Here is a 23,613-nt window from a genome sequence, read left to right as displayed (position 1 = left end):
GATTGAATGCAACGATACATATTGATTGTAAAAGACAGACGATGATAAATATTAAAACAGGGAATGAATTAACCAGGGAAGGCAGGATCTGGGGTGTGGTATTGATTGTCATATTCACGCTGCTGCCTGTGATATTCATTGTTGCCATCTGGCCCGACCGGCTTCCCGCTATTGGAGAACATAGTGCGATGATTTATCAGTGGCGATGGTTTAATGTGCAGCTGGCCGATCATTTGCCGACTACAGGACCATATCTCAGCCTGAATTCGATTATCTTTTTACTGGTTGCCATGGCAGGTTTTCTGGGGAGTATGATCCATATCGCAACTTCTTTTACCAATTTTGTGGGCGCAGAGCAGTTTAAAAAAAGCTGGATTCCCTGGTATTTTGTGAAGCCATTTACTGCAACAGGCGTGGCACTGATTTTATACTTTGTTTTACGGGCAGGGCTATTGAATCTGGGCGACAGCAATCAGGTGAACTTATATGGTTTGGTTACTTTATCTGCACTGGCAGGATTATTTACAGATAAAGCGACGATTAAGCTGGAAGAAGTGTTTACAGTGATTTTCAAGCCTAAAGATGCCCGTCCCGATAAACTGGAGAAAGATAAAGTGAATGTGGCTGTGAGCGGAATAGCACCAAGAGAACTGGTGATAAATCAGCAAAATCAACTGCTGATTTCGGGTGGTGATACAGGCACGCAACTGCTGAAACTTAAAATCAATCATGTAGATATTCCGGATTTCACGATCAGGCCAAATGGGATTTCATTTTCCTATGCACTGCCGGAAGAGCTGAACGGCCTGCAAAATATACCTCTACAGATTTTTGATGAAAAGGGCACGGAGTTATTCCGCAAAGAAATTCAGTTCAGGAAATAGAGAGATATTAGTTTTAAAATCAGATTTTATATACTTAAATCCTTCTTATGGAGTTAATTATATTAAGTTTTTTTTAAGCAAAATATATGAACCTGAATTCGCTGCTTTTTTGCATGATGCTTGGTCTCTCTTCCTGCGCCCGGGCACAATCTACCGCTAAAACTATCCCCATACCTTTCACTTTAAAAGAGGCAGGTTTTGTTACTTTAGTCATAGAAAACAAGGACGGTCAGCGTGTACGCAACCTTGTCTCTGATACCTGGTTTAAAGCGGGCCAGAATATTGCCTATTGGGACGGAACGAATGATTTAGGCCGTGATGCTGCGAGTGCGGCCAAAGGTATTTACAAGATAGCAGCGAAAGCTGTTCCTGCCGGAACTTATACTATACGTGGTCTGGTGCATGCTCAACTGAATACTTTCTATCAATTTGCCGTTTATGCCACAGGTAATCCACCCTGGAGCACGGATGATCATACCGGAGCTTGGCTGGCCAATCATACACCGCCGCAAGCAGCACTATTCGTTCCCGCTCTGGTTTCGCCCACACACCAGCCTGCCGTTTTTCTGGGCAGTTACGTGACCGAAGGTCCGGACGGTCTGGCATGGGTAGACCTGGAAGGAAAAAAAATGGGTGGTAAAAAATGGGTTGGCGGCAACTGGACAGCTGCTCCTTATTTGGCCCGGGATGCCGGCGAAAAGGCTGCTTCAGGCATTTACGCTTATGTAGCATCTGTCTGGGAAACAGAGAAAAAATCCGGGCAGGCTGAACTGAGAATCACTGCGATCAGCGCTAACGCAGATAAGTCCGTGATTGTTTATCCGATAGGCGCATTGCCTGGTAACACTGAGGATGATATGAGTGCCGAAATAGGTGGCTTAGCTGTGAATAACGGAATTGCCGTGGCGAGCCTTACAAAAAAGAACAAACTTTTATTTATTGATATACAGACAGGTAAATTGGTTAATTCAGTTGATCTTGTGGCACCTATGGGGCTGGCATTTGATGCTAAAGGTCAGTTACTTGCGCTGTCTGGTCAGACCCTGGTCACTTTCAAATCAGTTAACGATGTAGCAAATCTGCCCGCTCCGGTAAAGGTAATTGCTGCCGGGCTGGAAGCTCCGGTAGGCCTGGCCATTGCAACTGATGGTAAAATCTATATTAGCGAGGGCGGTAAGAGTCACCAGATAAAGGTATTCACCGCAGGCGGAAAATTTGTGCAGGCCATTGGAAAACCAGGTGTTCCGGCTGCCGGTCCTTATGATCCTTTACATATGAATAATCCTGCAGGTATCACCATAGATTCCAGGCAGCAATTATGGGTTACCGAACGTGATTACCTGCCAAAAAGAGTAAGTGTTTGGTCGCTCAGCGGCAGTTTCATCAAAGCATTTTATGGTCCTGCCAAGTATGGCGGTGGCGGTACACTGGATCCCCAGGATAAAACGTGGTTTTATTATGCCGAGGAAGGCAGGGGAACAATGGAATTCAAGCTGGACTGGAAGACAGGTGAATCGAAGCTTGAACGCATTTTATATAGAATGCAGGCAAATGACCTGTATCTTGCCACAAGAAGCGGGGGGCCTGAAACCCCATTGTACTATAAAGGAAAAAGATATTTTACCAATGCTTATAATTCCAGTCCTACAGGTGGGGCGACTACAGCATTCTTATTTGTGGAGCGGAATGGCATCGCATATCCTGCAGTGGCGATGGGAAGTGCCGGCGCATGGAGCGAATTAAAAACAAAAGCTTTAAAAACACCTCCATTTTTTATGTGGATAGATCTCAACGCAGATGCAAAGGTGCAGGACAATGAAGTAACCTTTCAAAACGGACCTGTTACAGGTGGTATCACCTTGATGCCAGATCTTTCTTTTGCTGTTTCCAACCTGAACGGGAAAGCGGTGCAGTTTTCACCTTCAGGTTTTACGGCAGCAGGGATACCCCTTTATGCTTTGGATAAGGGGAAGGTGATGGCGACAGGCGTTATGGCACCAGCATCCAGCGGAGGGAACCAAATGCTGACTGCGCCTGATGGTCTGGCAGTAGTTACACAGGGAATTGCGCCTTTTGACCGCTTGTCATTAAGTGGTACAAAAAATGGTCTTCCCGCCTGGAGTTATCCCAATTTATGGCCCGGATTACATGCTGCTCATCATGCTCCTTTACCAGAATTTCCCGGAGAGCTGATTGGTCCAACACGTTTGTTAGGTGGTTTAATTAATGGAGGGAAGGACAGCGGTCCACTGTTTGCAATTAACAGCAATCATGGTATGGTGTATTTATTTACTGCCGATGGTTTGTTTGTCTCCACCTTGTTTAAACCTATGCGTGACGGAAAACGCTGGAATATGCCGGTTGCAAAACGGGGGATGAATCTAAATGATTATAGCCTGGCGGAAGAAAACTTCTGGCCTACCATTACGCAGACAACAGATGGTGAGGTTTATCTGGTAGATGGCTATAGAAGTAGCCTGGTACATGTGACAGGCTTAGGTTCAGTCGAAAGACTGCCGCTCACTTCGGTCACGGTTAGCGGTCAGACACTGAGCCAGCTAAAAGCAGACCAGACCAGACAGTCAGCCGCAACAGCACAGGTCAAAAGTGAAATAGGAGCAGGTGATGTATTGCATGCTGCTATCAGTTCTTCACCAATGGCGGTGGATGGAAAGTTGAATGATTGGTCAGGCCTGAAATGGGTAGATATCTCATCCGGTAAGACTTCAACAGTGACAGGCGCAATAACAATCTCCGGCAATCGCCTATATGCGGGATATCGGACCGGAGATGTGGCGCTGCTCAAAAATTCAGGGGAAATGCCTTTGGCACCTTTTAAAACAGGCGGGGCATTAGATTTGATGATTGCAACAGAAGCCGTTGATGTGAGGCTGCTGGTGACTATCATTAATGGTAAACCGAAAGCATTGATTTATAAAAACCTGTTGAAGGGAGCCAGTGAGGGTGAAAAAGTTCCCTTCTCTTCTCCTTCACGAACTATTAAATTTGATCGTGTGGTAGACATCAGTTCTCAGCTCCAGTTTGCTGCAGGAAAAAATGGCGATTATGAAATCTCGGTTCCCCTGGCGGTATTAAATCTTAAACCCACTGAAGGGATGATGATTAAAGGCGATATAGGTATCCTGAAAGGAGATGGTGCACAAACTTTATCCCGTATTTACTGGTCAAATAAATCTACTTCTATTGTATCTGATGTACCATCCGAAGCAGAATTAACACCAAAACTTTGGGGAAACTGGTTATTTGAACAGAAAAAATAACGATATTGCTTTTTCGTGAAATTTTTCACACCATAAAATGAAGATGTGCTTTGAGCTTAGTTGATTGAGCATTTATATGATGTAATCTAATATTAGCGTATTGCTTATAAAAGAGACAAATATAGCTGCAGCAGTTCGCATGAAGTACTAAAATTATATATTAAAATGAAATTCAGAATAGCAAGACATACGGATAACTTTGATCCGATCATTAAATTTTATACGGAATTCCTGGGATTGTCCTTATTAGGGAGTTTTAAGGATCATAGTAACTACGATGGTATTTTTATAGGTAAAGAGGGGGGCGACTGGCATATGGAATTTACAAAATCGCCCAGTAAGGCGGTGCACAAATTTGACGATGATGATCTCCTGGTATTTTATCCTCAGGATTTGGCAGAATTTAATAAGATCATCAATAGATTTGAGAAAAGTAACATCAGCAATATTAAACCTAAAAATCCTTACTGGGAACAAAATGGTGTAGTCTATCGTGATCCGGATGGGCAGGGGGTGATTATTGTTCATCCTTAGTGAATGAACTTTTTATGATCTTAAAACAAAATCACCCCAACATTTTTGGATATTGGGGTGATTTCGTTTTAATTGTCGCTTGCTATTAAGCTTTAGAAGATTTCTTTCAAGTGTTTATAGTTTGATTTTACTGTTTCCAGTACTTCATCCATCTTTCCGCCTAATATCATTTTGCCCATAGTGATGGCATAACCTTTCATTTGTGCAAATTCTATTTTTGGCGGCATAGCCAGTGCTTCAGGATCCGTCATTACATTCACCAAAACAGGACCCTTATGGTCAAAAGCCTCAACGAGTGCCGCACGTACCGCATCAGGTTCTGTCACTGTGATTCCTTTAAAACCCATAGCTTGTGCTACCAGTGCGAAGTCAGGATTCACCATGTCTGTCTGATTATCAGGAAGTCCGGCAACTTCCATCTCCAGTTTTACCATGCCAAGTGACCTGTTATTAAAAACAATCAGCTTAACCGGTAAATTATATTGTTTGATCGTGGCAAGGTCGCCCAATAACATGGAAAGTCCGCCATCACCGCAAAAAGCAACAACCTGTCTTTCCGGATGCGCTAACGCGGCACCTATTGCCATTGGCATCGCATTGGCCATTGAACCATGGTTAAATGAGCCCAGTAAACTGCGTTGGCCGGTGGCATCGATGTATCTTGCACCCCATACACAACACATGCCCGTATCAACGGTAAATATTGCGTTTTTGGTCGCCAGTTCATTAATCGTAGCAGCAACAAATTCCGGATGTATGGCATTCGTTTTTCCTGTATCGTGCACATACGTTAACAGGTTTTCTTTTACCTTGCTGTACAATTCCAGTTGTGCATTCAGAAAACTGTCATCCGCTTTGGCCTGGATTAAAGGCAATAATGCTTTAACGGTATCCTGAGATTTACCGCACAAGCCCATTTCCAGTTTCGCCCGTCTGCCCAGTTTTTCTGGTCTTTCGTCAATCTGTATAATTTTTTTATCCGTTGGGATGAAAGGGGCATAAGGGAAATCAGTGCCCAGCAATAGCAGTACTTCTGCTTCATGCATGCTGTGGTAAGCTGCAGGGAGACCTAATAAACCGGTCATGCCCACTTCATAAGGGTTATCATACTGGATGCCCATTTTTCCCCTGAAGGAATAGCCCACAGGTGATTTGAGCAAGGCAGCGAGCTGAATAATCTCATCATGTGCTTCTGCAGCGCCTATACCACAAAAGATCGTTACTTTTGAGGCTTTGTTCAATAGGGTAGCCAGTTCTGTAAGTTCCAGGTCAGAAGGTCTGATCACTGGTGTATTGAAGTAGTTTTTAGTAGCGCTGATACTTTCTTCAGCATCCATGGCAGAAACATCACCCGGTAGTCCAAATACTGCAACTCCTTTTTTATGTACGGCATGCTGAATCGCAGATTGTAACATTCTCACCGCCTGCATAGGCGTATTCGCTGTCTGATTGTAATAACTGCAATCGTCGAAAAGTCTGGTGAGATTTGTTTCCTGAAAGTAGTCCGTTCCAAATTCCTGCGTGGAACAGGTAGCAGCAATAGCGATGAGCGGTACGCCGGAACGGTGCGCGTCATACAAGCCATTAATTAAATGCACATGGCCTGGGCCACTGCTTCCTGCACAGCAAGCTAAACCATCCAGTTCTCCCTCAGCAGCTGCGGCAAATGCACCAGCTTCTTCATTCCTTACATGGATCCACTTAATGCTGCCTTCTTTGCGGACCGCATCATTTAATTCATTAAGACTATCTCCTGTTACGGCATAAATTCGCTTTACCCCGTTGCCTACAAGCATTTCTACAATTTGATCTGCTACCTTCATTACGCTATTTTTTTTCTTTTATTCAATGTTTGAACTGATAATTCAACATTAGAACAGTGATTTTGTTTCATCAGATGTGTGGTTTGACACGCTGGAAACAAAAGCAATAAAAAATAGTCAGGGCTACACAGGAAGCTGGTTAATTAATCACCAGCTGTTTGATATATTCCTGAATGGCAGTTTTAATATTTTGTACAATCTCCTGTCTGCCACTGGCAGAATTGATATATTCTTCTTCTGCCGGGTTACTGATAAATCCTATTTCAGTAAGCACTGCAGGCATGCCTGCTTTTGCCAGCACAGCTAAACTCTGCTCTTTAACCCCTCTGTCTACGCGTTCTGACTTTATATATTGTTGCTGGATCAATGTGGCCAGCTTTATGCTTTGTCTCCGGTACGCATTTTTCATCAAACCTAAAATGATAAAACTTTCAGGATCATCAGGATTATATCCTTCATAGTTGTTCTTGTAATCTTTTTCCAGTAAGATGGATGCATTCTCCCTTACTGCGACATCCTGTTCAGATAAACGGCCTGATCCTGATACAAAAGTTTCTACACCCCGGCTAAGGGTTCTGCCACGCATATTGGAAGGCATAGAGTTACAGTGAATAGAAATAAACAAATCAGCATGTGCACGGTTGGCTATGGCAATACGTTCATATAAGGGAATAAAAACATCTTCAGTTCTGGTATAGATCACTTTTGTATTTTCAATATCCTGTTCAATGGTCTTTCCTAATTCCAGTGCCGTAGCCAGGGCTACATCTTTTTCTTTTGAAAACAATCCCCTTGTGGAACCATCTTTACCGCCGTGACCTGCATCCACAACAATGATGATAGGTTTAAGTGCGATCTTCGGAACCTGTGCAAATGTGTAAGAAGAACTGAATAATAGAAGGGTGGAGAGGATTAATTTAATTGTGTTTTTTGTGCTTTTATTTTCAGACATTATCTGTTGTACGTTTGGTTATCATGGTGTGTGTTGTTCCTTTGACTAAGGAAACACCCAAAAGTAAAAAGATAACCCCGAATTTTTATGCTTAAATGAAATAATTAAAGAAAGGGGAACTATTAAAGTTCCCTGATCCATATGTTACGAAAGCTCACCGGCTCACTTTTATCACCATGTGCCTGCAGCTTAACAGGCGAGGCGCCGTGTGCCTGACGGTAGCCTGGCTGACCTACATATTGTGTTGGTCCTTTCAGTTCGAAGTTATTCTGTACCAGTACACCGTTAAATAAAACGGTAACTCTTGCCGGGGTTTTTACTGTGCTGTCAGCGTTGAAGGTAGGTGCTGTCCACATCACATCATAAGTCTGCCATTCTCCGGGCTGTTTCGCCGCATTGAACAGGGGTGTAGTCTGCTTGTAGATACTGCCGGCCATTCCATTGGTATAGGTTTTATTATTATAGGAATCCAGGATCTGCAATTCATAACCCAAATCTCCTTTTCCTATAGAAGCCAGGAATAAGCCACTGTTTCCGCGTAACTGTCCTTCACCGCTAATATTTGCAGGGATGCGCCATTCCAGGTGTAACTGATAATTATTAAAAGATTGTTTAGTCTCGATATTACCCGTCTTTTTATCTACAGTAAGAATGCCATCGGCAACTTTCCATTTTGCTGGTACCGACCTGTCATCCGCCATTACCCATTGACTTAAATTCTTACCATTAAAAAGGATGATTGCATCAGAAGGTGCTTCTCCGCTTAGCTTCCCCGGGGTAACTACTTTTGGCACGGGTGTATAGAATTCTGTATCTTCATGTTTAGCATTTTCCTGAGCATATGTCAAACCCATTCCTCCTATTACTAATGATGTGGTGAGTATTACTGTGTGTAGTTTCATATTGGTTTTTGTGCTTTATAATTCTTCTAATATAACTAACGCTGAGCAACCAAAAAATATTTTATTAATAATTGTTTATCGCGTTGGATTAGTGTAAATTTAAGTAAGTAAAACGTTTAAGTCGTAAATACCTAAATGACAATAAATTACTAACCAAATTTAATCCTGTAAAAAACAATCAAGGTGTGTCGCCAGACATTGCCATGTTTTAACGAACCAGAAAGCGTGCTTATTTTCTATTAACCTAAACTAACCAAAACCAGTTATGAACAAGTTTTTACCACCAAAGGTGTGGTTTGTCTTTGCGGGCAGGCTACAATTCTCTATGCTGCAAAAAACAATTTTAAGCAGCGTCTTATTGATCTTCCTGCATCTTTTTACTTATGCGCAGTCTGTTATACGCGGAGTGGTGACAGATACGGAAAAAAATACCCTGCCGGGAGTAACCGTCACGGCCACCGGAACTACGGTAAGAGTCCTGACCGATGAAGCAGGAAGATATACTATTAATGCCGCGGCGGGTGTAACCCAGCTTACATTTACTTATGTTGGACTGCAAAGCCAGACGGTACCCATCAATAAAAGAAGCATGATTAATATTACTTTGTCTTCCTCCAATACCCTGGAGGTAGTGAGTGTGATAGGCTATGGCTCAGTAAAGAAAAGCGATCTGGCGGGGGCTGCTACAACAGTCTCGGCAAAGGATTTCAATAAGGGACCACTCATCGCACCGGATCAGTTGATCCAGGGAAAAGTGGCTGGTGTACAGATGATCAACAACAGCGGACAGCCGGGAGGGGGAACAACTGTACGTGTCAGAGGTAATTCTGCTGTTACCGGATCAGGTCAGCCGCTGTATGTAGTTGACGGAGTTGCGCTGGATGGCAGATCTGCGCGGCCGTCTGCAAGCGGAGGCGTCGGCACTGCACCTTCAGGAAACCCGCTAAACTTTATCAATCCGGCAGATATTGAGACGATGGAGATTTTAAAAGACGCATCCGCGACAGCCATTTACGGTTCCAGAGGTGCCTTCGGAGTAGTGCTGATTACCACGAAAAGAGGTAAAACGGGAGCTACCAAATTAGATGTAAGTGCTTCCACAGGTGTAAGTACGTTAGCCCGGAAAATAGATATTCTGGACGGCGACGAATACCGTGCAGCGCTGCAGAAATACGGCCTTACTGCAGGGGATTTTGGAGGCAATGTGGATGCGATAGGTGATGTTACGCGTGCAGCCTATAACCAGAACTATTCTATAGGTTTAAGCGGGGGAACTACTGATGGCAATACTTTCCGTGCCTCATTCGGCTACCAAAACCAGCAGGGGATTCTCATCAACACAGACTTTAAGAAATACAGTGGAGGCTTAAATGGCAATTTCAAGTTTTTAGAGAATAAAAAACTAGGGTTGGATGTGAACCTTTTGTCCAGTCAGTATACCGAAAACATAGCACCTATTACCACCGATGCGGGCTTTACAGGCAGTTTGATCAGCCAGGCGCTCGCCTGGAACCCCACAAGGCCAATGTATAATCCCGATGGATCCTTGTTTATTGAGCGTGGATCTACCACGATCAATCCCCTGGTCATGTCTGCCGCCACCAGCGATAAATCCAAAGTAACCACTATTCTGGGAAGCATCTCACCATACTATAAAATAATGCCGTGGCTGGAATACCGGATGCTGGCCAGTATCAACTATAGCACCGGGATCAGGAGATCATCTACACGTAGTTTCCTGAATTTATCCGGCATTGAAGCGAACGGAGATTTTCTTGGCGGTTATGCCAGTTATGCCAATAATGAGCTGGTTACACAACAATGGACGAATACGCTGAATTTCAATAAAGAGATAGTCAGCAAGCTGAATCTGAATGTGATCGCCGGATACGAATACACTAAATTCGTGAACAAGGGACTACAGACCATTGCTAAAGGATTCGGTGATATACCGGTAGATTATACCGATGATATGCAGGCAGTTGCGCCGGCAAACCGAACCATCACCTCATTTAACGACCCGAGTTCAGAATTGCAATCTTATTTTGGACGTGCTGTATTTAACTATGATAATAAATACCTGCTCACTGCCACCGTCAGATCTGATGGCTCGAGCAAGTTTGGTGTAAACAATAAAACCGGTGTTTTCCCGTCCTTCGCCGCGGCATGGAACATCAGGAACGAGGATTTCATGACTGATGTGAGCTGGCTGAACCAGTTAAAACTAAGGGTAGGTTATGGAAAAACCGGGAATCAGGAGTTTCCTGCGGGATCATCTCAGGCGCGTTATACCATTACTTATGCCAGCGGGCAGCAATCACTGGTGTTTAATAATAACCTGAATCCTGACCTGAAGTGGCAGGCAGATGAGCAAATTAACGTGGGGGCCGACTTCGCCTTATTTGGCAGTAAGATAACCGGTTCAGTAGATTATTTTCATAAAAAAACTACTGATCTTTTGTTTCCACAGATTCCATATGTTCCCGCAAATCCGACCGTTACCAATTTCTGGCTCAACCTGCCTGGTGATGTCATCAATAAAGGACTGGAGTTTAGTCTTAATGCCAATGTAATAGAACAGGAAGATTTAAGCTGGTCCATAGGAGGAAATGCAACATTTATTAAGAACAAGACAACAAATTTCAAAGACCTGATCAAAACAGGAACTTTAAGCGGACAGGGCTTAAGTGGTGTTACACTAGAAGTTATTCAAAACGGATACCCCTTATTTGCGATGATTACCAGGGAGTATAACGGTTTGGATCCTGCCGGATTCTCACAATATACTGACGATGGATTTACTTATTACTATCTCGGCAATCCCAATCCCAGCGTAGTTCTGGGCTTCAACACATTTTTCAGGTATAAAAAGTTATCCTTAACAGCTAATTTTAACGGGGCCCTGGGACACGATATTTATAACAATACCGCCAATTCAGTATTGCCCATTGCCAACCTGGGTACAGGAAGGAATATTTACGCGCCATTATTAAACTCCTCCATTCAGGAGTCGCTCGCCAATCCTATTGCCGCTTCGTCCAGGTATATTGAAAAGGGTGATTATATCAAACTCGCCAACGCAACCCTTAATTATAACCTTGGGGATCTTGGTAAATCAATTAAAGGAATTAATGTGTTTATAAACGGACAGAATTTATTCGTGATCACTAAATATACGGGTTTTGATCCCGAGGTGAATGTAGACAAACCTGTTGGCGCAGTGCCTTCATCAGGTATAGAATACGTTTCCTATCCAACGGCGCGAACCTTCAATTTTGGTGTCAATTTTTCTCTATAATCTAATTTTAAGTATCATGAAAAATATATATATCATACTCTCCACGGTCTTAATTTTATCGTTCTCTGGTTGTACAAAACTGGATGAGAAGTTAAATGGACAAATAGGAGATGCCGGGATCGGTTCCGGGAACGTTGCCAGTTTATTAACAGCGAGTTATACGGCCATGAGGAATCCATATCAGGGTCCCTGGGGCTGGTGGTCATTGCAGGAGTTTCCGTCAGACGAAGCTATTGTACCGACCAGGGCGGGGGACTGGGATGACAATGGGGCATGGCGTGCGTTGCACCTGCATAAATGGGCAGCAGATCATTCGCGTATTTCTGATACTTTCAGGGATTTGAATAGTGTCAGTTATGCAAGTACTAATGTCCTGGGTTTCAACCCAACACCTTCACAGGCTGCTCAGGCGAGGTTTCTGAGGGCATTTTCTCAGTTTTCCGTACTGGATGGCTGGGGGCAGGTACCTTATCGCGAACCTGGTGAACTGGTTACCCTGCCCTCAAAAGTAAGAAAGGCACCAGAAGCAATTGCTTATATCATTGCAGAGCTGACGGCTATCATCCCGGATTTGCCAGACGGTCCGGCATTTAATGCGAATAAAGATGCTGCAAAAGTATTACTGATGAAATGTTATCTCAATAAGGGTGCATTTCTTAATCGCACAACACCAACTTTCGATCCTGCAGATATGGCAAAGGTGATCACGCTCGCAGATGAGATCACAGCAACCGAAAAATATGCACTGACGGCGAAATATTACGATAATTTTGCCCCAACCAATGATGTATTATCTAAGGAGAATATCTTTACTGCCCAAAATACAGGTGGTTCTGATGCGGGTGCCTTGAAGGATATCTGGGTGCCGGGGCTGCATTACAATCAGAATCCAAGCGGCTATAATGGATTCGCCACGCTTTCAGATTTTTATAACAAGTTTGAGCCTGCTGATACCCGCTTGGGCGGTAATTATCCGGGAATGACCAGTGTTTCCGGTATTAAAGTAGGCTTTCTGATTGGTCAGCAATTTAATGAAGCAGGTGTGGCTTTGAAAGACAGGAGAGGTAATAACCTGATCTTTACCCCGGAAGTGAGCATTATCGAACGTGATCCAAACCACCTGGAGGTGGCAGGAATCCGTGTAGTTAAATATGTAATTGATTATGCAAACCTCTCCACAAACCTGGCAGAGAATGACTGGGTTTATTTCCGGTATGCAGATGTGCTGATGATGAAGGCAGAGGCCTTGCTGCGAACTGGTCAGTCAGGATCAGCGCTAACGCTGGTCAATTCTATCAGAACACTCAGAGGGGCATCTGCTTTTGGCAGTCTGACGCTTGATAACTTGCTTGATGAACGTGGCAGGGAATTTTTCTGGGAAGGACTGAGAAGGCAGGACCTGATCAGATTTGGTAAATTTTTGGTGCCATGGCAGGAGAAACCAACAGATGATCCTAAATATCTGGTCTTTCCGATTCCGGATAATCAGCTTGGTAATACTAATCTTGTTCAGAATCCTGGATATTAGCAGGAGGACAATAGTGTTAATGAATAAAAAATGGGGTGCCCGGATATTTCTGCACCCCATTTCTATTCATTTAATTCAGTAAGATACTGACTAATGCTTGCCAGTCGTCGGATCATCTCAGAGCTGTGTGCCCTTCCATGTTCCAGACGATCGCCAAAAAACGTTTTTGTACTTTCAAACAACTCTTTATAGCCTTTCATATCACCATATCCAATAATGGTCGCCCATTCCTGCACAGCAGAATGAAATTCTAAATCGTCTGAACGGATAGACTTTTTATATAATGCAGTCTCTATAGATTCTTCCAGCAATTCTTCATTTCTGAAAAGATATTCTACAATCCCCAACCTTAAGCGGAAAGGTGGCGTCTGGCAGATCAGGTTATCGTAGGGATTGATCTGTAGTTTATACCAGGAATAAGCCATACTCAACAAACTCAGGTGTGAATTCGGCATTCTATTACCCGGATTGACAGCCAGGGAAAACTCCTGCATCACCTGATCATCCAGCAGCAGGGGACTATTGTTTTCGTGGAAAACGAAATCCTTTGCCGCATAAAGTACCTTTCTGAAATCTGCTGCATTTTCCATAATCATCAGTTTAAAAAGTTCTGATTCGGCCTGTGCATATGATTTTACCTGTTGCCTGGCGTATGGATTTAAAATAGCCAGACCGCCGTAAATATGGGCTTTATAGCTAAAGATTCTTAGTGTAGTCAGTATTTTTACATTATCAATTCCTCCAAGGTAGGAATTGCTTTCCCAGGGATAAAAACCTGCGTTTTTCCATGCGGTACCCATACTTTCAAAGCCGACATGCGTGGTGCTTTGTGTGTCAGCAACAATTTTGTCATGCATGTGGTAATCGCTCATCTCTGAAATGTCAGACTCCAGTACGGCCAGCACATCCATCATACGCTGATAAGCATCAGGCGTACAGCGGTGAGGGATGACGATTAATTTTTGTCCGGCAGGCTCAAAACCGGGCCCGTGCAGGGAGTGACAGGTGATAATATTTACATCCTCTGGCAGGTATTTTTCAAAAGCAGCAATTTCGGGATGTTTTACGGAAGTCTGTCCGGCAACTATTGCCCCATATTTAGTGGAGCTGGCATACATACTTACAACTTCCGCTATCCGTTCTGCTTCAACGGAGTAAAATATCACATCACATTTACGTGAAACTTCCTTTCCGTCTTCCAGAACGCTGATGCCGAAAGGAGATAATTCATTTTCCAGTTTTTCACGAAGATCAGGAAGGTCAGATCCAAAAACCTGGTATCCGGCCTTTGCAAAGGATTTCGCATAAATCCTGCCCATATCTCCTAAACCAATAATTCCGATATTCATATTTGGCAAGTATAAGTGTATTCCTTCTGATTATGAAATGAATTGTTAGCCTATTCACCCCAGGCTGTGATCATCAGGTTTCTGCCGCCGCCATGATCACGGTGTTCACAGAGATATATTCCCTGCCATATCCCTAAGGCCATTTTTCCGTTTCTGATAGGTATCATCACAGATGTGCCTAGTAATGCAGCCTTTAGGTGGGCGGGCATATCATCAGATCCTTCGTCATCATGCAGGTATTCAGGATCATTTTCAGGAACTGTTTTATTAAAGAACATTTCAAAATCTTTCCTTACTGTAGGATCTGCATTTTCATTGATGCTTAATGAAGCCGAAGTATGCTGGATAAAAACCTGGCAAATGCCTGTTTTAATGTTTTCAATTTCAGGAATCGCATACACAATTTCTGAAGTGATGATATGAAAGCCTCTTTTTTTTTCCTGTAGCTGAATTGCGCGCTGATAAATATTCATTTTATTTTAATGTAGGTATGGGTTCATAGATACAGTTTTTGTGGTTAATACGTGAATTTCTTCCACAAATACTTTTGATAAGGGACAAACTACCCGAAAATAATTAATTCTAAACCATGTAAACAGGATGCTGTTTTCTAATTAATATGTTTTTGTCATATAAACTATATCTTATGAAAACAGCTAAGCAAGGTACTGGTCACGATACCCGTACAAAATCTAAATCCCTCAAAACAGAAAATCCTGTAGCAGAAAAGGATGAAGTTAAAAAAGCCGAAGATGAACAAAGAGCGCAAACGGCAAAAAAGGCTCCGCGGAAAAGATCGAGGATATTATAATTCAATCAAAAAAATGGCTGCTGAACATTCATCAGCAGCCAGCATCTTTATTTAGATGTTTTTTGGATTATAGGCACCGTTCTCTCTGTCGTTTTTATAATTTAACGCATCGTTTTCCTGGTTTTTATTTTCCTTTTGCATTTCACTGATGTTTTTATTGGCATCAATATTTCCATCACGTTCATCTTCTCTTCCTGCCAGTTCCTCTGAGTCGCCAGATTCAAATCCCGGATCTACACTGGGGTTCTCAAATTCAACATCGTCTTTTTTATTTTCCGGTTTAACGTTTTGCTCTTCCATAATTGTGTTTTGTAGGTGAATGCATTGATAACAATTCTTTATGCTAAAGGTTTACACGATATTTGGCTTGATATTTATGACAACCCTTAATTATATCCACCTTCAATAGCAGTAATTTTGTATTCTAAAGATCAGGCATCACAATTAAAACAGGCTTTCTGGACCACTTTCGGACAATATATTGCGCCGCAAACTTCCGCATATGGACTAAAAACAAACTGGATCAATTATAAAACCGGTATTAAACACCTTCATTTCAAAATGCAGGCAGACCAGCGTTCGGCTTTTATTGCCATAGAGTTATCCGATCCGGATCCTGGTATGCAGGAATTGGTCTATGAACAATTGCTCACATTCCGTAAGATTTTAAAGAACTGTCTTCATGAAGAATGGGAGTGGCAGCTGCATGTGCAGGATGAAAACTACAAAACAGTTACCCGTATTGTTAAGACCTTGCCGGACGTTAATATTTTTAAACAGGAAGACTGGCCAAAACTGATCTCCTTCTTTAAACCCAGAATAATTGCCCTCGATGAGTTTTGGAGCGATGCACAAGATAGTTTTGATCTATTTCGTTGATTACCAGCAGGGTGCCTCTAATAATAAATGTCTGTTTTTTTTCTTAATCGTAAATGTTCTTAATTTTATTATTTTTACCTCTTTATTATTGCTGAAATTAAAATACTCCTTAATATGGAAATTCTGGTATATGAACATTTGAATGTAGGCCGATTGGGCGATAAAGTCGATAAGATTTATAAATGTTTGGCTACTGGTGATTTTCAGACCGCCGATGTAAAAAAGATGAGCAATGGTTATTACCGGGCTAAGCTGGACGATACCAACAGACTCCTTTTTCAAATTGGCAAATACAAGGATAAAGTATATATTTTTGTGCTGGAAGTGATTCATAATCATGCCTATGAGAAGTCTAAATTCCTTAATGGTGCTGTAATCGATGAGCGGAAGCTGGTTCCCCTAAATTCTGTGGAGGAAATGGTGCCTGCTGAAACAGCGCCGGTAAGTTATATCAATCCCCATAAAACCTCTTTCAGGCTGCTGGACAAAATATTATCATTTGATGAAATGCAGGAGGAAATTCTGCACCTGCCTACTCCTGGTATCATCATAGGATCTGCTGGGAGCGGTAAAACTGCGCTGACACTTGAAAAGCTTAAGATGCTGAAAGGAAATATACTTTATATTACACTTTCTCCTTACCTGGTGGAAAATGCCGGTCATTTGTATGCTTCCTTCGGTTATGAAAATCTGAAACAGGATGTGTCCTTTCTTTCCTTTTACGAGTATATGTCATCCATGAGCATGCCCGACGGAAAGGAGGCTGATTTTACCAGTTTTGAAAGGTGGATTGCCAGATATACACAAAGCCATAAAATTAAGGATGCTTTCCGGATTTTTGAGGAGATCAAAGGAGTGATCACTGGTTCTATGGTGGATCGGCCTTACCTTTCTCTGGACGATTACCTTGCATTGGGTATTAAACAATCTATTTTTTCTTATGCAGAACGCGCGCAGGTTTATGACTTGTTTACAAAATATCTTTTATGGGTACAGGAGGGTGAATATTTCGACAGTAACCTGGTTTCGTATGACCTGTTAAAAATGGTCAGGCCTGCTTATGATTATGTAATTGTGGATGAAGTGCAGGATTTGACAAATGTACAGTTGATGCTGATATTAAAGTCATTACATCAGCAATCTAATTTTATCCTTTGCGGAGATTCGAATCAGATTGTGCACCCGAACTTTTTTTCCTGGGCACAGATCAAGACTCTTTTTTACAACCAGAATTTACAGACGAATATCATCCGGGTACTGGCGACTAATTACAGAAATACACCAGAGGTTACAGCCCTGGCCAACCAGTTACTGCTGATCAAAAATGCAAGATTTGGATCCATTGATAAAGAGAGTTCTTACCTGGTAGTGCCCAATTCTAACCAGAAAGGAGAGGTAGAGTACCTGGAGAATAATAAATCTATCAACCTGGAACTCAACTCCAAGACCAATCTGTCTGCAAAATTCGCTGTACTGGTGCTGCGTAACGAGGATAAAGCTGCGGCAAGGAAATTTTATAATACGCCACTGCTGTTTTCTGTTCAGGAAGCTAAGGGGCTTGAGTATGAAAATATTATTCTTTTCAATACGATCTCCACTTACGATAAGGAGTTTAGGGAGTTGACCAGTGGGGTGAGCAAAGATGAGCTGACTGCAGAAAGTCTGGACTTTTCGAGGGGTAAGGACAAATCTGATAAATCTCTGGAAGAGCATAAATTCTACGTAAATTCACTTTATGTGGGCATTACCCGTGCGGTGAAAAATCTGTACGTTATAGAAACCAATAAGAAGCATGCCCTGCTGGTATTGCTTGGACTGGTAGATTTTAAACAGCATTCCTCTTTGAGCAATCAGTCTTCCAGTAAGGACGAGTGGCAGCAGGAGGCGCGTAAGCTGGAAATGCAGGGTAAACAAGAACAGGCTGATGCCATCCGGGAGCAGATTTTGCAGGTTAAACCTGTACCATGGACGGTAACTACGTCAAAGGATTTTGAAGAATTAACCAGGCAGGCATTGAACCCTGAAGTATATAACAGGAAAGCCAAAGACCGCTTTTATTATTATATTTTATTTTATTCTCTGGAAAGGTATCGCGATCCACTCGCCAGGCTCAAGTACAAAGCTGCCGAACGCTGGGTAGAGAATGGTTATGCCGAGATCAATATGGGGCAGGTGAATATTTATATTGCTGATAAGATCAAGGACTTGATGCCATTTTTATTGAAATACGGCGTAGATTACCGCAATGAAGTGAATATGGTTCCAATGCATTGTTGCATGCTTGCCGCATCTGTTAAGATACTGGATTACCTTTTGGAAAATGGTGCTAATATCAACCTGACAGATAATTTTGGTAGGACACCTTTGCAAATCATGATGAGGAATGTAGTGGGTAATCCGGAAAGCAAAAAAAGTTTGTTTATACCCTTCTACAATCGGGTGAAACCTGAAAGTCTCAAAATCAGGATCAATAATCGTTTAATCAAGATTAACAGTGAACAGGCAGAATTCATGATCCTGAATTTTATGCTTTCCATGTTGCCTGGTATGCAGCATTATGACGAGCCGCCTGTTGAGGGGTTTTTTCCTCATAAGGCAAGTTTTCAAACTATAGATTTTACCACTTACTTCAGCGATATGCCGGATTATGTCATTCCGGAATATAGGTGCAAGCAAGCCTATATTTCAGGAATCTTGAGTAAGAATGAGCTGAACAGGGAGGGTGCGGGAAATAAAAAACTTTTTGTGAGACTTAAAACCGGAATGTATTTGCCCCATCCATTGATGGAAGTGCTGATCGATAATTCATGGGTAAATATTTATGACAAACTTGACCTTGAAGGATTCGTCAAAAACAGTAAGGTCCCACAACTTCATTTCGTCAATTTACTGATACAATTCCGTAAGCAGCTTACAGAAAATCCCGACGCTGTATTAAATAGTGCCGCTTACTGGGTAAACATAGAATCAGATTCAGTGCTTTTGTAAAATTTACTGTTTTCAGCTTATTTTTTTAGAATTTTCAGTCTTCTTTTCAAAATTACATCTTATTTTCTGTAGATGTGCCTTTTTATTTTATGAAAATAGGCTGTATTTCGTTTTTTAAAGTCTTTTTATGTTCAAAATATAAAGGTAAATATTTGAATATCATTTACTAAACGGAATTTTTATATAAAATGATCATTTTTTAATAAAAATATATTTTTTTATAGAAAATATATGGTGTTTGTGCAGGTTTAATTGATGTTTTAGTCTGATATTCTGATAATTATGCGTCATTAAGGTTTTTTCTTTAAGATAAAATGGCTAAATTGTATTAGTAACGTTACAAAAGCTACTGAATTATCTAAATTTTACCTAAACAACGCTTAAAGTATGAAGAAGATCTATGAAAAGACCTCGCTCCGGGTGCTATGTGTGCTCGGGTTTTTAATTTTGTCTTTAGGGGCAAATGCACAATCAATTATCAAGGGTAAAGTGACCGACAGTCAGAAAAATCTGCTACCGGGTGTCTCTGTTCTTCCCCCGACCGGATCGGGCACAGTTACTTCTGCTAAAGGAGAGTTTTCGTTAACCTTGCCGGACGGCACTTATGCCATTACATTTTCCATGGTGGGTTACAATAAAGTAATCAGAACTGTCGTACTGAAGGGTGAAACTGTTGTGCTGGATGTATTGCTGGACGACTCGGGAAATCAGCTGAATGAAGTTGTGGTGTCAACAGGAAGCAGGGCCAGTAAACGGACGCTGACAGATAGCCCCGTCCCGATTGATATTATTGGGTCGGCCGACCTTAAAAGCACAGGGCAGCTCACTTTTGACAAAGCGCTGCAATCTAAAGTACCATCTTTCAATACGGTAAACACGCCGGTAAATGATGCCACCTCTCTACTTGATCCATACGAGATCAGAAATATGGGCCCCAGCCGTACGCTGATCCTTATCAATGGAAAAAGAAAAAATTCAAGTGCACTTACTTATGTTCAGACATCTCCCGGAAGGGGTGAGAGTGGTGCCGACATTTCGGCTATTCCTACCGATGCGATTAAAAGGGTAGAGATATTACGTGACGGTGCATCAGCACAATATGGTTCCGATGCAATTGCGGGAGTAATGAATATCATCCTGAAAGACAGATTCGAATACGGTTCGGTAACCCTCAACTCGGGTATCACCCATAAAGGTGACGGAGAAATGGTTGGTGTGAGTGTAAATAATGGTGCGAACTTCGGGGATAAAGGTTACGTGAATTATACCATTGATCTGCAGCATACCAATATGGCAAACCGACCAGGCATTGTAGATGCTACGGGAGATGCAAATGACTTTGGTGCGGACCTTTCAACTGTACAGGCATTTCTTGCGCAGTTTCCTGATGCAAAAAATGTAAATGCCTCACCGGAAAATGCATCTGCTAAATTCCTGATCAACGGGGGAATCCCGATAAATGAAAATACAGAATTTTATTATAATGCGGCCTATATCTATAAAAGGGTAAATAGCTTCGCCAATTACCGGACACCTTACTGGAGAGCTACAGACTTTGGTCTTCTGCATGAGGCAGGCACTCCATATCTTGGCTACGGACCTACTTTTGAAGGTGATTTAAAGGATTACAATGCAACCGCAGGCTTCCGTTCTACCACTAATGGATGGAAAACTGATGTAAGTTTTACCACCGGAGGAAATAATCAGCTTTATGCTGTAAACAATACTGTCAATACAGGTCTGGGGGCGGGTAGTCCCATCAGCTTTAAACCGGGTGGTTTCGATTTTAAAAATAATATCGGCAATATAGATATTTCTAAGGCGCTGACTGAGAAGCTGAACATTGCTTTAGGCTCAGAGTTCAGACAGGAGTCATTTACCATTATCGCCGGGGATACGGCTTCTTACGGCTCTGGTGGTGCAGATTCCTTTCCCGGGTATGGAGAAAATCTTGCCATAACCGCTACGCGCTATAATATTGGTGGTTATGCAGATGTTAGTTTTGACATTACTAAGCAGTTTTTGATTAATGCGACTGCCAGGGTAGAGAAATATAGTGACTTTGGTAATGCTTTTGTATGGAAAGCAAGTTCAAGATATAAAATGCTTGATGATAAACTAACTCTACGTTCATCTATATCTACGGGCTTTAGGGCGCCATCATTACAGCAGATTAACCTGCAGCTTGCTCAGGCCAGCTTTGTTCCGGGATCTGGTATCCAGACAAAAGGTTTGGTGAACAATAACAGTCCGCAGTCGAGATTATTGGGTGTACCTAAATTAAAAGCAGAAAAGTCGCTGAATTTTACTGCAGGATTAGGAATAACTCCTGCCGATAATTTTAATGTCACACTTGATTTCTACAGTATCAGAGTGAAAAACCGTATCGTACTCAGCTCTGAAATTGGTCCGGGTGGCACACCTGAATCTGCTGGTTTAGACCAGGTTTTAGCAGATAATGGTATTGTTGCGGTCAGTTTCTTTGTGAATGGTATTGACACCAGGACGCAGGGACTGGATTTTGTATCAAGTTACAGAAATATACAGGTTGGAACAGGCGTTTTGGGGCTTAGTTTAGCAGGGAACTACACCTTTCAGAATAAATCACTTAAAATTATCAATCCGGCACTGATTGCTTCGGCAGGGCAGACTGTTGTAGATGATACTCAGCTCGCACTTTTATTATCGTCAAGACCAAAATATAAAGGTATTGCTGGTGGTGATTACAGAGTTGGGAAGCTTACTGTTAATTTGAACAATACGCTGATCGGACCTACAACTTTCCATCAGGCTGGTATTAATGAAAATCTGAATACGGAATTTAGCACTAAGATCCTGACTGACCTTGGCGGTAGTTTCGCTATTACCAAAAAAGTAAGTCTTTCAGTAAATGCACAGAATATTTTTAATGTATTGCCGGAATGGAAATACAAATCTCTTAACGCAGCCGGAGACGCGGTATTGAATGATGCTGCACAGGTGAAAAACATTACAAATGCACTTACGTTTAACGGACGATACGCGACAACAACCTACGATGGTTCTCAGTTCAGCCAGTTGGGGGCTACTTTTGTTGCCAGTTTGAATGTGAAATTCTAAAATCTTTTATCCTTTATATGAATCAGCATGCTCTTTTACAGGAGCATGCTGATTTTGTGAGATGCCTGTTTTGACTTTAGCGGAAATAATAGGATGAAATTTTATTAAATGTGCTTTCTTTGCATAAAATTCAAATCATGCACGAACTTAGAACTGTAAATGTAACCCGTTATGTTACACCTCTTCGGGAAGGAGGATCTATGCCGGCAATCGCCGAGGCAGATGACGACTTTTTATATGTTGTTAAGTTTAGTGGGGCAGGACAGGGTGTAAAGGCTTTAATTGCGGAGATTATAGGTGGTGAAATTGCCCGTGCCTTAGGTTTTAGGGTGCCGGAGATTGTATTTGCCTGTCTGGATGAAGCTTTCGGTCGCACAGAGCCCGATGAAGAAATTCAGGACCTGCTTAAGGCGAGCGTAGGATTAAATCTGGCCCTGCATTATTTGTCGGGTGCGATTACATTTGATCCTATGGTGACCACTGTTGATCCGAAGCTGGCCTCACAGATTGTATGGCTGGACTGTTTATTGACCAATATGGACCGTACGCCGCGTAATACAAATATGCTGATGTGGCATAAAGAATTATGGCTCATAGATCATGGTGCATCTCTATATTTTCATCATTCCTGGCAAAACTGGGAAGAGCAGGCCAGCAGACCATTTGCATTGATCAAAGATCATGTACTGTTACCGCTGGCTACTGAACTTGACCTTGTTGATAAGGAATTCCGGGCGATCTTAACACCTGATCTTATCCGCTCAGTAGTCGCGCTGATACCCGACCAATGGCTTACAGAATCTGCTTTCGACAGTCCGGCTGCACAGCGGGCGGCTTATGCCAGGTTTTTAGAGATAAGAATCGCTAATTCAGAAATTTTTGTAAAAGAAGCTCAAAATGCAAGATAATCACCTATTTGAGTACGCTGTAATCCGCGTTGTGCCAAGGGTAGAACGGGAGGAATTTATGAATGTAGGTGTAGTGGTTTATTGTGGCAGACAGAAGTTCCTGAAAGCCAGAATTGATTATAACGAAGTGCGTTTAACTGCTTTTTCTAAAGAAGCGGAACAGACAGGGATTATGGAAAATCTGCGGGCATTTGAGCGCATTTGCGCTGGTGGCAAAGAAAGCGGGCCAATAGGTTTGCTGGATAATGCTTCGCGTTTTCGCTGGCTGACTGCAACAAGGAGTACGGTGATCCAGACATCAAAAGTTCATCCCGGATTTTGCAGGAGTCTGGATGAAATGCTGGAACGCTTATATGCAGAGCAGGTTTTATAGCAGA

Annotated in this window: 17 protein-coding genes; 11 read left to right on the top strand and 6 right to left on the bottom strand. The window is 42.3% G+C overall.

Going from position 1 to position 23,613, the window contains the following annotated elements; genetic code table 11:
* Positions 1-41: 41 nt before the first annotated feature.
* From OQX62_RS14760 to OQX62_RS14750, 3 genes are all read left to right on the top strand, one after another.
* Positions 42-884 (top strand): hypothetical protein, encoded by an 843-nt coding sequence (locus tag OQX62_RS14760; protein WP_265832329.1) that lies wholly within the window; start codon positions 42-44, stop codon positions 882-884.
* Positions 885-970: 86 nt separating this feature from the next.
* A complete protein-coding gene (locus OQX62_RS14755; protein WP_265832328.1) occupies positions 971-4,165 on the top strand; it encodes a hypothetical protein in 3,195 nt (1,064 codons plus the stop codon).
* A 165-nt stretch (positions 4,166-4,330) separates the two neighbouring features.
* Positions 4,331-4,699, top strand: coding sequence for a VOC family protein (locus OQX62_RS14750; protein ID WP_265832327.1), 369 nt, complete (start codon positions 4,331-4,333; stop codon positions 4,697-4,699).
* A 92-nt stretch (positions 4,700-4,791) separates the two neighbouring features.
* Here the strand turns inward: OQX62_RS14750 and OQX62_RS14745 are convergent, their stop codons facing one another.
* The 3 genes from OQX62_RS14745 to OQX62_RS14735 all read right to left on the bottom strand — a co-directional run bounded on the left by OQX62_RS14745 (position 4,792) and on the right by OQX62_RS14735 (position 8,376).
* Positions 4,792-6,522, bottom strand: coding sequence for a thiamine pyrophosphate-dependent enzyme (locus tag OQX62_RS14745; RefSeq protein WP_265832326.1), 1,731 nt, complete (start codon positions 6,520-6,522; stop codon positions 4,792-4,794).
* Positions 6,523-6,661: 139 nt separating this feature from the next.
* Complete coding sequence (locus OQX62_RS14740; protein WP_265832324.1) at positions 6,662-7,474, bottom strand: N-acetylmuramoyl-L-alanine amidase family protein; 813 nt, start codon at positions 7,472-7,474, stop codon at positions 6,662-6,664.
* A 122-nt stretch (positions 7,475-7,596) separates the two neighbouring features.
* Entirely contained in the window at positions 7,597-8,376 is a 780-nt protein-coding gene (locus tag OQX62_RS14735) for a 3-keto-disaccharide hydrolase (protein WP_265832322.1), read from the bottom strand.
* A gap of 265 nt (positions 8,377-8,641) precedes the next feature.
* Between OQX62_RS14735 and OQX62_RS14730 the strand changes: the two genes are divergently transcribed.
* The gene (locus OQX62_RS14730; protein WP_265832321.1) at positions 8,642-11,674 is read left to right on the top strand and encodes a SusC/RagA family TonB-linked outer membrane protein; all 3,033 of its coding nucleotides are present in this window, start codon (positions 8,642-8,644) and stop codon (positions 11,672-11,674) included.
* A gap of 16 nt (positions 11,675-11,690) precedes the next feature.
* Complete coding sequence (locus tag OQX62_RS14725) at positions 11,691-13,202, top strand: RagB/SusD family nutrient uptake outer membrane protein (RefSeq protein WP_265832320.1); 1,512 nt, start codon at positions 11,691-11,693, stop codon at positions 13,200-13,202.
* A gap of 62 nt (positions 13,203-13,264) precedes the next feature.
* On the opposite strand, the gene OQX62_RS14720 is transcribed toward OQX62_RS14725, so the two are convergent.
* On the bottom strand, positions 13,265-14,551 hold the full coding sequence (locus tag OQX62_RS14720) for a prephenate dehydrogenase (RefSeq protein ID WP_265832319.1): 1,287 nt from the start codon (positions 14,549-14,551) through the stop codon (positions 13,265-13,267).
* A gap of 50 nt (positions 14,552-14,601) precedes the next feature.
* A complete protein-coding gene (locus OQX62_RS14715) occupies positions 14,602-15,024 on the bottom strand; it encodes a secondary thiamine-phosphate synthase enzyme YjbQ (protein ID WP_265832318.1) in 423 nt (140 codons plus the stop codon).
* 173 nt (positions 15,025-15,197) lie between these two features.
* Here OQX62_RS14715 and OQX62_RS14710 point away from each other — a divergent pair, with 173 nt between their 5' ends.
* Positions 15,198-15,362, top strand: a complete 165-nt coding sequence (locus OQX62_RS14710) for a hypothetical protein (protein WP_265832317.1) — start codon at positions 15,198-15,200, stop codon at positions 15,360-15,362.
* A 51-nt stretch (positions 15,363-15,413) separates the two neighbouring features.
* Here OQX62_RS14710 and OQX62_RS14705 read toward each other — a convergent pair whose 3' ends face one another.
* Positions 15,414-15,662 (bottom strand): hypothetical protein, encoded by a 249-nt coding sequence (locus tag OQX62_RS14705; RefSeq protein ID WP_265832316.1) that lies wholly within the window; start codon positions 15,660-15,662, stop codon positions 15,414-15,416.
* Between the two features lie 117 nt (positions 15,663-15,779).
* Between OQX62_RS14705 and OQX62_RS14700 the strand changes: the two genes are divergently transcribed.
* The 5 genes from OQX62_RS14700 to OQX62_RS14680 all read left to right on the top strand — a co-directional run bounded on the left by OQX62_RS14700 (position 15,780) and on the right by OQX62_RS14680 (position 23,609).
* Positions 15,780-16,241 (top strand): DUF4268 domain-containing protein, encoded by a 462-nt coding sequence (locus tag OQX62_RS14700; RefSeq protein WP_265832315.1) that lies wholly within the window; start codon positions 15,780-15,782, stop codon positions 16,239-16,241.
* A 114-nt stretch (positions 16,242-16,355) separates the two neighbouring features.
* Complete coding sequence (locus OQX62_RS14695) at positions 16,356-19,229, top strand: UvrD-helicase domain-containing protein (RefSeq protein ID WP_265832314.1); 2,874 nt, start codon at positions 16,356-16,358, stop codon at positions 19,227-19,229.
* 387 nt (positions 19,230-19,616) lie between these two features.
* Positions 19,617-22,328, top strand: a complete 2,712-nt coding sequence (locus tag OQX62_RS14690) for a TonB-dependent receptor (RefSeq protein ID WP_265832313.1) — start codon at positions 19,617-19,619, stop codon at positions 22,326-22,328.
* Between the two features lie 137 nt (positions 22,329-22,465).
* Positions 22,466-23,236: a HipA family kinase gene (locus tag OQX62_RS14685; protein ID WP_265832312.1), complete on the top strand. Its 771-nt coding sequence runs from the start codon at positions 22,466-22,468 to the stop codon at positions 23,234-23,236.
* Positions 23,226-23,609 carry a DUF3037 domain-containing protein gene (locus OQX62_RS14680; RefSeq protein ID WP_265832310.1) on the top strand — a complete coding sequence of 128 codons (384 nt, stop codon included), beginning with the start codon at positions 23,226-23,228 and terminating at the stop codon, positions 23,607-23,609. The genes OQX62_RS14685 and OQX62_RS14680 overlap by 11 nt, the downstream gene beginning before the upstream one ends.
* Positions 23,610-23,613 lie beyond the last annotated feature (4 nt).

The organism is Pedobacter sp. MR2016-24, from assembly GCF_026239655.1.
In the GTDB taxonomy this organism is placed as follows: domain Bacteria; phylum Bacteroidota; class Bacteroidia; order Sphingobacteriales; family Sphingobacteriaceae; genus Pedobacter.
Note: the sequence above shows the minus strand (reverse complement) of the source record. Positions and strands in the feature narration are given on the sequence as shown.